The organism is Glutamicibacter sp. TV12E, assembly GCF_052441935.1.
Lineage (GTDB): Bacteria > Actinomycetota > Actinomycetes > Actinomycetales > Micrococcaceae > Glutamicibacter.
On sequence record NZ_JBQVVF010000001.1, the window covers coordinates 3,166,099 to 3,179,505 of the forward strand.

The following is a 13,407-nucleotide window of genomic DNA, read 5'->3' on the forward strand; positions in this document are numbered from 1 at the left end:
ATACTAGGTTAGTTTTCATACTAGTTATTTCACTGCAAGGAGACTTCTTGGCCGCGGCAGAACCCCAGCACATCGTCGAGCAATACCCGGCGCGCGACCGCAATTGGGCGCAGGACTTCAGGCTTGCCATGCTGCTCCATGACTTGAATGATTCGCAGAGCGTCCAGGAACTGGAAAATGCTTTGGCTATCATCCGGGACAGCGGTGAAGATGCAGAAGATCTTTTTGGCGCCCCCCTCGAATACGGTGAAGCCCGGGCTTACGCGCGGTTGACGCCGCAACAGCTGGCGGACTCGGAGATGCCGGTCAACAGCAGCGTTCTGCTGCTCGTTGGACTCGGAATTGGTGTTGGCCTGCTATGCACCGGTTTTGGCACTTGGGTCGGATTCCGTGACGGATGGACTGCGAACTCGTGGCACTATTGGCAGCTAGCGGCCTTGTGCGCAGGCACGGGAATCGCCTTATCCGCTCACCTGTGGTGGTTCTACCGCGTGAAAGGCAAATTCGCGCGATCTTGGGCGCTAGGCGTGACCGGAGTAGCGGTATCCATCGCAGTGGCCGCACTCATCGCCACGCTAGGTGGTGAACAAGCCCTGCCAATGCCCAACTGGCTAGCACCGATCCTCGGGATAGCCCTGGCTATCGGCGCGTTTTGGCTGCCATTCAAGGATGAGCCCGAAGCAACGCGCAGCGAAGCCACAGCTTTTTCTGATCCGGAAGCGTGGTTTGCCGAATCCACGCGCTTGCTGCGCGGACGCTATGGAATGCGAGCTAAAGAGGCGGTGTCAGTCATGGCACCTGCCCGCGAGCACTGGTCGAATATGTGCAGGGCAGAAGGCGAAGCATCGATAGTTGAGGAATTCGGCACCCCAGACGAATTCGCCATCGGACTGGGAGTCAACACCGCCAGGGCGTTGCAGCGACGATGGCTCGTACTCCGGTTGCTGCCATTGCTACTCGTATTCTTGTACGGCACAAGCCTGCTGCCGGAGGCGCTTGCCCCGGACCGAAGCGGATGGGACATCTTCTTCGCAGTATGCGTTGCGATTTTCGCGGTGGTTTCGCTCTGCGAATTGCGCCCCGCAAACCGCTCAGAATACGTGGACTCTAAACTAGCCCAAAGGCGGGCCCATGCCCGCGGCCTGGAAGAAGGGCGCAATGAGTAAGGACTCGCCATTTCCCGGCAGCTGGCAGCGCGCCATGCTCCCAATGCTCCTGCTGGCTGAATTATCGTCCGGGCAAGCCCACGGCTACGCGCTGTCCAAAACCTTGCAAGAACGCGGTTTCGGGCCGGTCAAGGGCGCAACGCTGTATCCCGCGCTGGCGAAGCTGGAAGCCTCGGGCTTCGTGGAAACCCGATGGGAAGAAGGCCGGGGCGGGCCCGGACGGAAAGTCTACGAGCTCTCCGCCACCGGCCAAACCGAGCTGAATGCGCAGCGCGCAAGCTTCGAGATGCTCGCGCAGCTGGTGAAGGCTGCCGGCAGCTAGGCCAGGTCCGCCGAATCGACGATCATGGTGAACGGGCCGGTATTGGTCAGCGACACATCCATCATTGCCCCGAACCGCCCGGTCTCAACGTGCGATCCGAGTTCACGCAGGTACTGCACGAAGTATTCGTAGAGCGGCTCGCTCACCGGGCCGGGCGCGGCATTGGACCAAGAAGGGCGCCGGCCCTTGCGCACCGAGCCATAGAGGGTGAACTGGCTGATCACCAGCAGCGGGGCATGAATGCCGGCCGCCGAGGTTTCATCCTCCATGATGCGCAGCTGCCAGATCTTCTCGGCGACCTTGCGCGCTATGGCCTGGTCGTCGTCGTGGGTCACGCCCAGCAGGATCACCAAGCCAGGGGAGTCGAGCTGCCCGACAATTTCCCCTTCAACTTCAACGCGGGCGGTGCTGGCGACCTGGACGACGGCGCGCATGCAGAAATTCCTCTCAATAGGCAATAAGCGGCGGGCGTAGGGCCGGTACCGCATTGACACCAGAATATCGGTAGGCTTGGACGGTGAGCGATTTGTTCGATTCCCTGACCGATGATCCGCAGGACGCGCGCGAGGCCCAAGTCAACCGGCCCCGCCCGCCACTGGCGGTACGGATGCGCCCGCGCTCGCTCGAGGAACTGGTCGGGCAGCAGCACCTGCTCGGTCCGGGCTCGCCCTTGCGGCAGCTGGCCGAGAATCCTGAAACAGGCCTGGCTGGGCCTGCCAGCGTGATCCTCTACGGCCCGCCGGGCATCGGCAAGACCACCATCGCCCATGTCATTGCAAGGGCTACCAACCGGAAATTTGTCGAGCTCTCGGCCATTACCGCAGGCGTCAAGGATGTGCGCCGGGTCATCGAGCAGGCCAAGGACGACCGCGACCTGCGCGGGATGACCACGGTCCTTTTCCTCGACGAGATCCACCGCTTCAACAAGGCCCAACAGGATGCGCTGCTTCCCGGAGTCGAAAACCGGGTGGTCGTGCTGGTCGCCGCCACTACCGAAAATCCGTCCTTCTCGGTGATTTCCCCGTTGCTCTCGCGCTCCTTGCTGCTGACCCTGCGCCCGCTGACCGATGGTGACCTCGCGGCCCTGCTGGAACGCGCCATCGAAGACGAGCGCGGATTCAACGGGCAGGTCCAGCTGGATGACGAGCAGCGCGACGCCATCGTCCGCCTGGCGCAGGGCGATGCTCGCCGCTCGCTGACCGTGCTCGAGGCGGCCGGGGCCGTCGCATGGAATGCCGCCGGCACCGAAGTGGACCCACCGGTGCAAATCACCGCCGACCATGTCCAGTTGGCCATGGACCAGGCCGTGCAGCGCTATGACAAGGACGGCGATCAGCACTACGACATCATCTCGGCCTTCATCAAATCCATCCGGGGCTCCGACGTTGACGCCGCCCTGCACTACCTTGCGCGCATGCTCTCTGCGGGGGAGGACCCGCGTTTCATCGCCCGCCGCCTGATGATCTCGGCCAGCGAAGACATCGGCATGGCAGATCCCACCGCCCTGCCCCTGGCCGTGGCCGCAGCCCAATCGGTGCAGCTCACCGGCATGCCCGAAGCGCGGATCATGCTGGGCCAAGCCACCGTGCATCTTGCGACCGCGCCAAAATCCAATGCGTCGTACAACGCGATCAACGCCGCCTTGGCCGACGTTTCCGAAGGCAAGGGCTCGCTGGTTCCGGACCACCTGCGCGACGCGCACTATCCAGGAGCCAAGCAATTGGGCCACGGCGTGGGCTACATCTACGCCCATGACGCGCCGCACTCGATCGCCACCCAGCAATACCTGCCCGACGATCTGGTCGGCACCAACTACTACACGCCGACCATCAACGGCGCCGAGAAGACCATCGGAACGCGCCTGGCCCGGCTTCGCGAGATCATCCGCGGCAAGGACCCGGTACGCGGGGCGCGCAAGCACTGATTGTGCGCTATGCCTCAGCCCGAGGCTAATTCCTTTCGTGTAGACTTGATCTTTGGCTGGCAAGCCCTGCCCGGATTCCGAGTGATCGGCCAACGGAGCAAGGTTGCAGTGTAGCAGGGACGCGACGCCCACACACTCTCCATCCTGGAGGCCAGTAGATACCGTCGCTGAACGAAAAGGACACATCAATGGCTAACGCCCGTGCCCGCCGCACCGTACGCCTTTCGCGTGCGCTCGGCCTTGCATTGACCCCTAAAGCTGAAAAGTACATGGAGCGCCGTCCATACGGTCCAGGCCAGCATGGCCGCGCCCGTAAGAAGCAGGACAGCGACTACGCAGTGCGTCTGCGCGAAAAGCAGCGTTTGCGTGCCCAGTACGGCATCCGCGAAGTTCAGATGCTGAACGCTTTCAAGGAAGCAAAGCGCCTCGGCGGCCAGACCGGTGACAACCTGCTGGCACTGCTCGAGTCCCGCTTGGACGCCCTGGTTCTGCGTGCAGGCTTCGCCCGCACCATCCAGCAGGCTCGCCAGCTGGTCGTGCACCGCCACATCCTGGTCAACGGCCAGCGTGTAGACCGCCCATCCTTCAAGGTACAGCCGGGTCAGTTGATCCACGTACACGAGAAGAGCGAAAAGATGGTTCCATTCCAGATGGCTGCAGCAGGTGAGCACGCTAAGGTGCTGCCAGCTGTTCCTGCTTACCTGGACGTAAAGCTGGAAGCCCTTCAGGCTACCTACCTGCGCGCTCCTGAGCGTGCAGAGATCCCAGTGACCTGCGAAGAGAACCTCGTGGTCGAGTACTACGCACGCTAAACCGTGCGCTAGTTCCAAGCCCGCAACCGTCCAACGGTTGCGGGCTTGTCGCTTAACTACCTATCTGGGCTCTGACTTCGATAAGGTGGACTGGCACCAAAAACCCAAGCAGAAGAGGAAGCACATGTCGGGTTCGGATATTGCAGGGCTCATCGCCGCCGGCGCATTTGTTGTACTAGTAGTGCTGCTGGCTGTGCCGATCATCAAGTTGGGCAAGGTGTTCGACGAGCTGCGCAAATCGATCAGGGACGTTGCCGATGGCACCACCCCGTTGATCGGAGAAGTCGCCAACACCGTGGCGACCACCAACGACCAGCTCAAGAAGGTCGATACGATCACCAATAACGTTTCTGATGCCACCGCCAATGTTTCCGCGCTGTCCTCGCTGATCGCAGCCACTGTAGGCAAGCCGCTGATCAAGGCGGCCGCGTTCACCGAAGGCGTGAAAGCCGCGATGAACACCAAGCCGAGCGGCAAAGCACGCCGCAGCCGCTAAGCCAGAGCTGTTCGATCGAACACGTATCGGCGCGCTGAACGACGGACGGCCCATTGAAGGCCGCCAAGGAGACTAGAATGAAAAAGTTCTTGTGGGTTTCTATTGGAGTGGGCGTTGGAGTGCTCGCAACCAGGAAATACGCTGACGTTAAATCCGGTGCAGCGCTCAATCGCCAGGTCGGCAAGTACGCCGACCGTGTTGCCGAATATCTGGAAGCCTTCCATCAGGGAATGACCGCCAGAGAAGAAGAATTACGTTCCGCCTTGGGCGTGGACGCCGCTAAGTGAAGGGATCATCCGTAACACGATGAAAACGCAGGAAATTGCCCGTCGGTGGGTCGACTTTTTCGTCTCTAAGGGCCACACGGCGGTGCCCAGCGCCTCGCTGGTCTCATCCGACCCATCGCTGTTGTTCACTGTGGCCGGCATGGTTCCCTTCATCCCGTACCTGACCGCCCGCGAAGAAGCCCCCTACACTCGTGCGACCTCGGTGCAGAAGTGCATCCGCACCGGCGACATCGAAGAAGTCGGCAAGACCGTGCGACACGGCACCTTCTTCCAGATGTGCGGCAACTTCTCCTTCGGCGATTACTTCAAGAAGGACGCCATCCACTTCGCCTGGGAGCTGCTGACCAGCCCGGTTGAAGCCGGAGGCTACGGCCTAGACAAGGAACGCCTCTGGGTCACCGTCTACGAAGACGGCGATGAGAAGGACCTTGAAGCCCGCCGCATCTGGGAAGAAGAGATCGGCATCCCGACCGAGCGCGTGGTCGGCACCGGCAAGGAAGACAACTACTGGAACACCGGCCAGCCCGGCCCCGGCGGTCCCTGCTCGGAAATCTACTACGACCGCGGTGCCCAGTACGGCCAAGAAGGCGGCCCGGCGGTCGACGAGACCCGCTATATCGAGATCTGGAACCTGGTGTTCATGCAGTACCGCCTCTCCGCGGTGCGCTCCAAGACCGACTTCGACGTGGCCGGCGAACTGCCCAAGCGCAATATCGACACCGGCCTGGGCCTTGAGCGTCTGGCCATGATCCTGCAGGGCGTCGAGAACATGTACGAGACCGACCAGGTCCGTCCGGTGCTCGACAAGGCCGCCGAGCTTGCCGGGGTCGCCTACACCTCCACCGAGGATCCAGCGGACCCCAACCACGCCAATGACGTGCGCCTGCGCATGATCGCCGACCACATCCGCTCCTCGCTGATGCTGATCTCCGACCAGGTCACCCCGGGCAACGAGGGCCGCGGCTACGTGCTGCGCCGGCTAATCCGCCGCGCCGTGCGCGCCATGCGCCTGATGGGCGTGGACAGCGAAGTGCTCCCGCAGCTGCTTCCTGTCTCCCGCGACGCCATGAAGGGCGTCTACCCAGAGGTGGAGAACGACTTCGAGCGCATCGCCCGCATCGCCTATGCCGAGGAGCGCGCCTTCCGCCGCACCATCGCTTCGGGCACCACCCGCCTCGACGAGGCGCTGAACCACGCCAAGGAAGAAGGAGCCAACCTCTCCGGAGACGACGCCTTCACCCTGCACGACACCTATGGCTTCCCGATTGACCTCACCTTGGAAATCGCTGCCGAGGCTGGCCTGTCCGTGGACGAGCCGCGCTTCCGCGAGCTGATGAACGAGCAGCGCACCCGTGCGCAGAAGGACGCCAAGGCCAAGAAGGCCGGCCACGCCGACCTGACGGTGTACAACAAGCTGGCCGACGCCGGCAGCGTGCACTTCACCGGCTACGACACGCTGGAAGGCGAGTCGACCATCCGCGGCATCATCCGCGACGGCCAAGTGGTCCCTTACGCCGAGCAGGGCCAGGAAATCGACCTGGTGCTCAATGAGACCCCGTTCTATGCCGAGTCCGGCGGCCAGGCTGGCGACAGCGGCCTGATCACCGGCGACGGCTTCGTGCTGGAGGTCACCGACGTGCAGGCGCCGGTCAAGGGCCTGAACGTGCACAAGGTGATCGTGCGCGAGGGCGAGCTTCCTGCCGAGGCATTGGTGCGCACCCAGGTCGACGCCGTGCGCCGCCGTTCGGGGGAGCAAGCCCACTCGGCCACCCACCTGGTGCACGCCGCGCTGCGCGAGCTGCTTGGCCCAACGGCCACCCAGGCCGGGTCCTTCAACAAGGCCGGCTACCTGCGCTTCGACTTCTCCTGGGCCGAGGCCCTCTCCGCTGCGGCTCGCAGCGAAGTCGAAGAGGCAGTCAACCTGGCCATCGCCTCGAACTACCAGGTGGTCACCAACGAGATGGCGCTGTCCGAGGCCAAGAAGCTCGGCGCGATGAGCCTGTTCGGCGAGAAGTACTCCAACGACGTGCGCGTGGTGGAAATGAACGGCGCCTGGTCGCGCGAGCTGTGCGGTGGCACCCACGTGGACACCACCGCCCGCATCGGCCAGCTGACCCTGCTCTCCGAGGCCTCGGTCGGTTCGGGCAACCGCCGCGTCGAGGCCCTGGTCGGCATGGAGGCCTTCCGCCACGGCGCTGCCGAGCGTGCCCTGGTTTCCGAACTCTCGGGCCTGTTCCGGGTTCCTTCCAGCCAGGTGTCCGAGCGCGTCAATGACACCGTTGCCAAGCTCAAGGCCGCCGAAAAGCAGATCGCCGAGCTCAAGAGCCAGGCCATGCTCGCCCAGTCCGCAGCCCTGCTGGAAAAGGTGGTGACCATCGGCTCGACCCGCCTGTTGGCCCATAACGCAGGGACCATCGACTCCGCGGATGCCCTGCGCACCATGGCGCTGGATCTGCGCGGCAAGCTTGGCACCGAAGCAGCAGTCATTGTGCTGATCGGTGTGGCCAACGGCCGGCCGCTGGTCCTGGCCGTCACCAACGATGACGCCCGTGCCAACGGCTTCAAGGCCGGCGCGCTGGTGCGCACCGCTACCGGTGTGCTCGGCGGCGGCGGCGGCGGCAAGGACGATATGGCCCAGGGCGGCGGCCAGGACGCTTCAAAGATCGACGAAGCGCTGGATGCCATTCGGGCGGCTTTGGCCAATGGCTAAAGTGGCACTCGGCGTCGACGTGGGCCTGGCCCGCGTCGGCGTCGCCATCTCAGATCCCTCGGGCATCCTAGCCACGCCGGTCATGACCCTGCGCCGGGATGCGAAGAAAAATTCAGATCGCCGGATGCTCCTGAGGATCATCACAGACCGGAATGTGGGCGAAGTATTCATCGGCGAGCCGAAATCCTTGGCCGGCAATGATACCGAATCCACCAAAATGGCCCGTGACTACGCTATTGCCTTGGCCGAAGAAGCCGATAGATCCAATATCGAGCTTGAGATTTTTCTGGTCGACGAGCGATTGAGCACCGTCAACGCCCATCGCGCGTTGCACGCCTCAGGCCGTAAGATGGAGGATCATCGAAAGGTTGTCGACCAGGTCGCTGCCACCGAGATCCTGCAGCAAGTGCTGGAAATGCGTCGGAACAACGTCCGTGTCCAGGCCAGCCGGATCGTCATGAAATAGATCCCGCACGTCGCGGCCCAGTTCGGTGCCAAACCGAGAAATGAGAGTTGATGCGAGAAGAAGCCCGTCAAGAACGGCAACGCGAAACTCTTCGTGCCCTCTACGAGAGCTTCGCGGCAGGCCAAGGGCAACACATCGCTGAACCGTCGACTCCTGAGCTGACCGGGCTGGACCACTATCTCGGTGCTTCCACCGATGGCGACCCGGCGCCGGATACTGCCATGGCAAGCGCCGATGACCAGGATGGGCAGGAAACCCATACCCGGTTCCTGCCCACTCTGGCCGCTGCGCATACCGCGCAGACTCCGGTCATCGAACAGCAGGACGCCCTGCACCGCAATGGGCTGCTCGACCAGGGCGATGAAGCATTCAATAAGCTGCGGCGCAAAAAGACTCGCCGGAAGCGCAACCTGGTGATGCTGGCCACCGTGGTGATTTTTGCCCTGGTTGTCGCCGGCTCCTTCTACTTCGTCAAGTCCTTGGTCAAGCAGTTCAACCCGGATGACTATCCCGGCCCGGGCGGCGCCACGGTCGAATTCACCGTGGAAGACGGCTGGGGCCTGGGCGCGATCTCACGCAAGCTCGAGGACCTGGACGTCATTTCCAACGACAAGCTGCTGATCAAGGCCGTGGAGAACTCCGAACGCGCCAATAAGGTCGTCCACCCGGGAACCTACCAGCTCAAATCCCAGATGCCGGCAGCCGATGCTGCTGAAATCCTGGTCGATAATCGCCCTGGCAAGGTGTTCTACATCGGGCTCAAGGCGAACTTGCGCCTGAACGCGGCGCTGGAGGAGATCGCCAAGGGCTCCGGGCTCAAGCTTGCCGACTTGGAAAAACTGGCTGGACAACCGGAAAAGTTCGGACTTCCTTCCTCTGTGTCGAACCTCGAGGGCTGGCTGCACCCGGGCGAATACCGTTTCGCCCTGGACAGCACCCCCAAGGAAGTGCTGGCCAAAATGGTCAGGTCCACCAAGAACACCCTCAAGGACGCCGGCATCACCGACCTCGAGAAGGGCTACCGCACCCTGAAGGTAGCCTCCATCCTGCAGGCAGAAGCCCGCGAGAAGGACTATGCCACCGTGGCCGGAGCCATCGAGAACCGGCTGAATCCCGCCAACAAGGAAACCCATGGCCTGCTCCAGGTGGATTCCACGGTGATCTACGGCTTGGACCGCTACAGCTTGCAGTTCAGCCAGGCCGAGCGCAAGGACGCCGCCAACAAGTACAACACCTACGTGCATAAGGGCCTGACCCCGACGCCGATCGGCTCACCCGCCACCTCGGCGATCAAGGCTGCGGCCAACCCGCAGGATAACGGCTACTACTACTGGGTGACCGTAAACATCGAAACGGGCGAAACCAAGTTCGCTTCCAGCTACGCCGAACATCAGCGCAACCAGGCTGAATTCCGGGCATGGTGCCAACAGAATTCGGATGTCTGCTAAGCGCAGCAGCAACGCAGAAAGTATGTGAATTGATAAAGCAGGCTGCCGTACTGGGCCACCCGGTCGGCCACTCCAAGTCACCGGTGCTGCACCGCACCGCCTACCAGCTGTTGGGCGCGCCGCTGAATTATGAGGCCATCGACCTCGTGCCCGAACAGTGCGCCGAACACGTTGCACGCCTGCGCTCAGGGGGATGGGCCGGATCGTCGGTGACCATGCCGCTGAAGGATGCCTTTGTGCCGCTCATGGACGAGGTTTCTGCCCGCGTGCGGCAACTTGGCGCCCTGAACACCATCGTGGTGCGCGAGGACGGAACGCTGTTCGGGGAGAATACCGACATCGACGGCCTGGTCCAGGCCCTGGCCGATTTTTCGATGACCGCCGCCGACCAGGCCATGATCCTGGGGTCGGGCAATACCTCGCTAGCGGCCCTGCAGGCCTGTGCCGAGCTTGGCGTTGAGCGCGTCACCCTGGTCGTTCGTTCCATTCAGCGCTCCCAGCGCGCCGTGGACCTGGCCAAGGAACTGGGCCTGCACCCGGTCGTCCACGAAATTTCCGGCATCACACGCGAGCTGTCCGATCAGTTGCGCCTGATGCCCTTGGTTTTCAGCACGCTGCCGCCGCACGCGGGCGATGAATGGGTGCCTGCTATCGGTTCCGGCAACGGGATCCTGCTCGATGTGGCCTACGATCCATGGCCCTCCAAACTGGCTGCCTCATGGCAAGGCCAGGTCATTTCCGGGCTTCACATGCTGGTGCACCAGGCAGTGGAACAGGTGCGCCTGTTTGCCGGTGCAGCCTGGGATGAGCAGCGTCGTGTTGACGTCACAAATGCGATGTATGACTCCTTGGGACTGGCCCGACACCAGTAATTGCTTCAGGTCATGGCAAAATGGAGGACATGTTGCGTTGGTTGACCGCGGGCGAATCGCATGGCCCGGCACTTGTTGGAATTCTTGAAGGGCTACCTGCCGGAGTATCGGTGGATAGCGAAGTTGTACGCGAAGCATTAGCGCGTCGCCGCCTCGGCTACGGCCGCGGCGCGCGGATGAAGTTTGAAAAGGACCAGGTCACTTTCCTTGGCGGCGTGCGCCACGGCAAGACCCAGGGCGGTCCGGTGGCCATTGAAATCGGGAACACCGAATGGCCCAAGTGGGAACGCGTCATGAGCGCGGATCCAGTGGACCTCGACGAGCTGGCTTCGCTGGCGCGCAATGCGCCATTGACCCGTCCGCGCCCGGGCCACGCCGACTTCACGGGCATGCAGAAATACGGTTTCGACGATGCCCGCCCGATCCTGGAACGAGCCAGCGCCCGCGAAACCGCGGCCCGCGTGGCCTTGGGCGCGGTAGCCTCCCGTTTCCTGAACGACCTTGGCATCGAATTGGTGTCGCACACCACCGCCGTTGGCGCTATTTCGGCTCCGGCTGATGCCCCGCTGCCGACCGCTGCGGATATTGAAGCGCTCGATGCCGATCCACTGCGCTGCTTCGACCAGGCAACCAGCCAGGCCATGGTGGCCGAGGTCGACGACGCGCACAAGGCGGGGGAGACCCTCGGCGGCGTGGTTGAGGTCTTGGCCTACAACCTGCCTCCGGGCATTGGATCCTACGTGCACTGGGACCGCCGCCTGGACGCACGCCTGGCCGCCGCATTGATGGGCATCCAGGCCATCAAGGGCGTGGAAGTAGGCGACGGTTTTGAAACCGCGGCGCGCCGCGGCTCGGCCGCCCACGATGAGATCGTGCACGCTGAAGATGGCAGCATCAAGCGCAATTCCAATCGCGCTGGCGGCATTGAGGGCGGCATGAGCATCGGCGAGGTGCTGCGCGTGCGCGCCGGCATGAAGCCGATCGCGACCGTTCCCCGCGCCCTGCGCACCGTCGACACCGCAACCGGCGAAGACACCACCGCGCACCACCAGCGTTCAGATGTCTGTGCAGTCCCGGCTGCCGGCGTGGTTGCCGAAGCCATGGTTGCCCTGGTGCTCGCCCAGTCCCTGCTCGAGAAGTTCGGCGGCGACTCGGTTGCGGAAACCAAGCGCAATATCGACTCCTACCTGGCCAGCATCCCGGATAACCTGGGATCGACCGGCGTCTAGGAAGCATTCGTCAATGATTTACCTCATTGGTCCGATGGCCAGTGGCAAGTCCACCGTGGGCAGGTCACTGGCCACGGCCTTATCAACCAGTTTCGCCGATTCCGACGCGACGGTCGTGGCTCATCACGGCACGATTCCGCAAATTTTTGCCGAACACGGAGAAGCGCATTTCCGCGACCTGGAAGTCCAGGCCCTGGCGCGCCTGCTCACCGGGGTCGTCGCCACCGGCGGCGGCGCGGTGCTCCGCGAGGAGAACCAGCAGCTGCTTTCCCGCGGCACCGTCATCTACCTGGAGCTGGGCATGCAGGCAGCGGCCGAGCGAATCAAGGCGGACTCCAACCGGCCATTGCTGGCAGGTGATGAAGCACTCACTGTCTGGGCTTCGGTCTACGAAAAGCGCCGCCCCATTTACGAAATGCTGGCTGACGTGCACGTTGTGGTTGACGGAAAGTCTGTTCTACAAATTGTCGAAGAGATTTTGCCGCAACTCGAACAGCTGTGATTAGCGCCACGAGATGCCAGATCTCGACAATCCCACGCGTACGCTAGACAAATCAGCACCATCAGGAGGAACAAGACTGATGCCATTAGCACCGACCACTTTAAAGGTCTCGGGAGACACGGCCGCCGAATCGTACCCAGTACTGGTTGGCAACGGATTGTTGGGGCACCTGCCCGAACTGCTCGGACCTTCGGTCAAGAAGGTTTTGGTGATCCACCCTCGCGCGCTGCGCACCACCGGCGACGTGGTTCGTGATGAACTGGCCAATGCCGGCCTGGAAGCACTGACCGCAGAGATCCCGGATGCCGAAGAAGGCAAGCACATCCAGGTGGCTTCCTTCTGCTGGGAAGTTCTGGGCAAGAATGATTTCACCCGCAGCGACGCGGTCATCTCCGTTGGCGGCGGCGCCGTCACCGACCTGGCCGGTTTTGTGGCAGCCACCTGGCTGCGCGGGGTCAAGGTCATTCACATTCCGACCTCCCTGCTGGCCATGGTCGACGCCGCGGTAGGCGGCAAGACCGGCATCAATACCGCCGAAGGCAAGAACCTGGTGGGCGCATTCCACCCACCTGCCGCCGTGCTCGCGGACCTCGACGCCCTGGCCACGTTGCCGAAGAACGAACTGGTCACCGGCATGGCCGAAATCGTCAAGACCGGATTCATCGCCGATGAGCGCATTCTGGAACTGATCGAAGAAGATCCGCAAGACGCCATCAACCCGGCCAGCGCCCGCCTGCGCGAGCTGATCGAACGCACCATCGCCGTGAAGGTCGACGTGGTCTCCCGCGACCTGAAGGAATCGGGCGATCGCGAATTCTTGAACTACGGCCACACCCTGGCCCATGCCATCGAGCTGGCCGAGCGCTACCAGATGCGCCACGGCGCCGCGGTGTCCATCGGACTGTGCTTCGCTGCCGAGCTGGGCCGCTCCGTTGGCTACACCTCCGATGCGATCGCCGATCGCCATGTGAGCATCTTGACCTCGCTGGGACTGCCAACGAGCTACCGCAACGACCGCTGGGCCGCTTTGCTCGATGGCATGAAGCGGGACAAGAAGGCGCGCGGCAACCAGCTGCGCTTCGTCGTGCTCGAAGAGATCGGCAAGCCGCGCATCTACGAAGTGCCGGATAACTCGCTGCTGTTCGCGGCTTACCAGGAAATCGGGGAGTGAAA

The 13,407-nt window shown here is 62.8% G+C and carries 14 protein-coding genes; 13 read left to right on the top strand and 1 reads right to left on the bottom strand.

Going from position 1 to position 13,407, the window contains the following annotated elements:
- Window positions 1-47: 47 nt before the first annotated feature.
- Window positions 48-1,166 (top strand): hypothetical protein, encoded by a 1,119-nt coding sequence (locus ACT7DV_RS15095; protein WP_444663769.1) that lies wholly within the window; start codon window positions 48-50, stop codon window positions 1,164-1,166.
- Complete coding sequence (locus ACT7DV_RS15100; protein ID WP_444663771.1) at window positions 1,159-1,488, top strand: PadR family transcriptional regulator; 330 nt, start codon at window positions 1,159-1,161, stop codon at window positions 1,486-1,488. The genes ACT7DV_RS15095 and ACT7DV_RS15100 overlap by 8 nt, the downstream gene beginning before the upstream one ends.
- Here the strand turns inward: ACT7DV_RS15100 and dtd are convergent.
- Window positions 1,485-1,922, bottom strand: coding sequence for a D-aminoacyl-tRNA deacylase (gene dtd, locus ACT7DV_RS15105; protein WP_444663773.1), 438 nt, complete (start codon window positions 1,920-1,922; stop codon window positions 1,485-1,487). The genes ACT7DV_RS15100 and dtd overlap by 4 nt on opposite strands.
- Window positions 1,923-2,005: 83 nt before the next feature.
- Between dtd and ACT7DV_RS15110 the strand changes: the two genes are divergently transcribed.
- The 11 genes from ACT7DV_RS15110 to aroB all read left to right on the top strand — a co-directional run bounded on the left by ACT7DV_RS15110 (window position 2,006) and on the right by aroB (window position 13,405).
- A complete protein-coding gene (locus ACT7DV_RS15110) occupies window positions 2,006-3,412 on the top strand; it encodes a replication-associated recombination protein A (RefSeq protein ID WP_444663775.1) in 1,407 nt (468 codons plus the stop codon).
- A 188-nt stretch (window positions 3,413-3,600) separates the two neighbouring features.
- Window positions 3,601-4,224 carry a 30S ribosomal protein S4 gene (gene rpsD / locus ACT7DV_RS15115; RefSeq protein ID WP_060701674.1) on the top strand — a complete coding sequence of 208 codons (624 nt, stop codon included), beginning with the start codon at window positions 3,601-3,603 and terminating at the stop codon, window positions 4,222-4,224.
- 124 nt (window positions 4,225-4,348) lie between these two features.
- Window positions 4,349-4,720, top strand: coding sequence for a DUF948 domain-containing protein (locus ACT7DV_RS15120; RefSeq protein WP_060701673.1), 372 nt, complete (start codon window positions 4,349-4,351; stop codon window positions 4,718-4,720).
- Window positions 4,721-4,797: 77 nt separating this feature from the next.
- Window positions 4,798-5,007 carry a hypothetical protein gene (locus tag ACT7DV_RS15125; protein ID WP_060701672.1) on the top strand — a complete coding sequence of 70 codons (210 nt, stop codon included), beginning with the start codon at window positions 4,798-4,800 and terminating at the stop codon, window positions 5,005-5,007.
- Between the two features lie 19 nt (window positions 5,008-5,026).
- Window positions 5,027-7,717 carry an alanine--tRNA ligase gene (alaS, locus tag ACT7DV_RS15130; RefSeq protein ID WP_444663778.1) on the top strand — a complete coding sequence of 897 codons (2,691 nt, stop codon included), beginning with the start codon at window positions 5,027-5,029 and terminating at the stop codon, window positions 7,715-7,717.
- Window positions 7,710-8,183, top strand: coding sequence for a Holliday junction resolvase RuvX (gene ruvX, locus ACT7DV_RS15135; protein WP_444663780.1), 474 nt, complete (start codon window positions 7,710-7,712; stop codon window positions 8,181-8,183). Before alaS ends, ruvX begins: the two co-directional genes overlap by 8 nt.
- A 50-nt stretch (window positions 8,184-8,233) precedes the next feature.
- Window positions 8,234-9,631: an endolytic transglycosylase MltG gene (mltG, locus tag ACT7DV_RS15140; RefSeq protein WP_444663782.1), complete on the top strand. Its 1,398-nt coding sequence runs from the start codon at window positions 8,234-8,236 to the stop codon at window positions 9,629-9,631.
- 29 nt (window positions 9,632-9,660) lie between these two features.
- Window positions 9,661-10,503: a shikimate dehydrogenase family protein gene (locus ACT7DV_RS15145; RefSeq protein ID WP_444663784.1), complete on the top strand. Its 843-nt coding sequence runs from the start codon at window positions 9,661-9,663 to the stop codon at window positions 10,501-10,503.
- Between the two features lie 29 nt (window positions 10,504-10,532).
- The gene (aroC, locus tag ACT7DV_RS15150) at window positions 10,533-11,732 is read left to right on the top strand and encodes a chorismate synthase (RefSeq protein WP_444663786.1); all 1,200 of its coding nucleotides are present in this window, start codon (window positions 10,533-10,535) and stop codon (window positions 11,730-11,732) included.
- Between the two features lie 13 nt (window positions 11,733-11,745).
- Complete coding sequence (locus ACT7DV_RS15155; protein WP_444663788.1) at window positions 11,746-12,234, top strand: shikimate kinase; 489 nt, start codon at window positions 11,746-11,748, stop codon at window positions 12,232-12,234.
- Window positions 12,235-12,313: 79 nt separating this feature from the next.
- On the top strand, window positions 12,314-13,405 hold the full coding sequence (aroB, locus tag ACT7DV_RS15160) for a 3-dehydroquinate synthase (RefSeq protein WP_444663790.1): 1,092 nt from the start codon (window positions 12,314-12,316) through the stop codon (window positions 13,403-13,405).
- Window positions 13,406-13,407 lie beyond the last annotated feature (2 nt).

What these genes read in the sequence shown, in the direction of transcription:
- ACT7DV_RS15100 (WP_444663771.1), top strand. Translation starts at nt 1,159, where the DNA reads ATGAGTAAGGACTCGCCATTTCCCGGCAGCTGGCAGCGCGCCATGCTC.
- dtd (WP_444663773.1), bottom strand. Translation starts at nt 1,922, where the DNA reads ATGCGCGCCGTCGTCCAGGTCGCCAGCACCGCCCGCGTTGAAGTTGAA.
- rpsD (WP_060701674.1), top strand. Translation starts at nt 3,601, where the DNA reads ATGGCTAACGCCCGTGCCCGCCGCACCGTACGCCTTTCGCGTGCGCTC.
- ACT7DV_RS15120 (WP_060701673.1), top strand. Translation starts at nt 4,349, where the DNA reads ATGTCGGGTTCGGATATTGCAGGGCTCATCGCCGCCGGCGCATTTGTT.
- ACT7DV_RS15125 (WP_060701672.1), top strand. Translation starts at nt 4,798, where the DNA reads ATGAAAAAGTTCTTGTGGGTTTCTATTGGAGTGGGCGTTGGAGTGCTC.
- alaS (WP_444663778.1), top strand. Translation starts at nt 5,027, where the DNA reads ATGAAAACGCAGGAAATTGCCCGTCGGTGGGTCGACTTTTTCGTCTCT.
- ruvX (WP_444663780.1), top strand. Translation starts at nt 7,710, where the DNA reads ATGGCTAAAGTGGCACTCGGCGTCGACGTGGGCCTGGCCCGCGTCGGC.
- mltG (WP_444663782.1), top strand. Translation starts at nt 8,234, where the DNA reads ATGCGAGAAGAAGCCCGTCAAGAACGGCAACGCGAAACTCTTCGTGCC.
- aroC (WP_444663786.1), top strand. Translation starts at nt 10,533, where the DNA reads ATGTTGCGTTGGTTGACCGCGGGCGAATCGCATGGCCCGGCACTTGTT.
- ACT7DV_RS15155 (WP_444663788.1), top strand. Translation starts at nt 11,746, where the DNA reads ATGATTTACCTCATTGGTCCGATGGCCAGTGGCAAGTCCACCGTGGGC.
- aroB (WP_444663790.1), top strand. Translation starts at nt 12,314, where the DNA reads ATGCCATTAGCACCGACCACTTTAAAGGTCTCGGGAGACACGGCCGCC.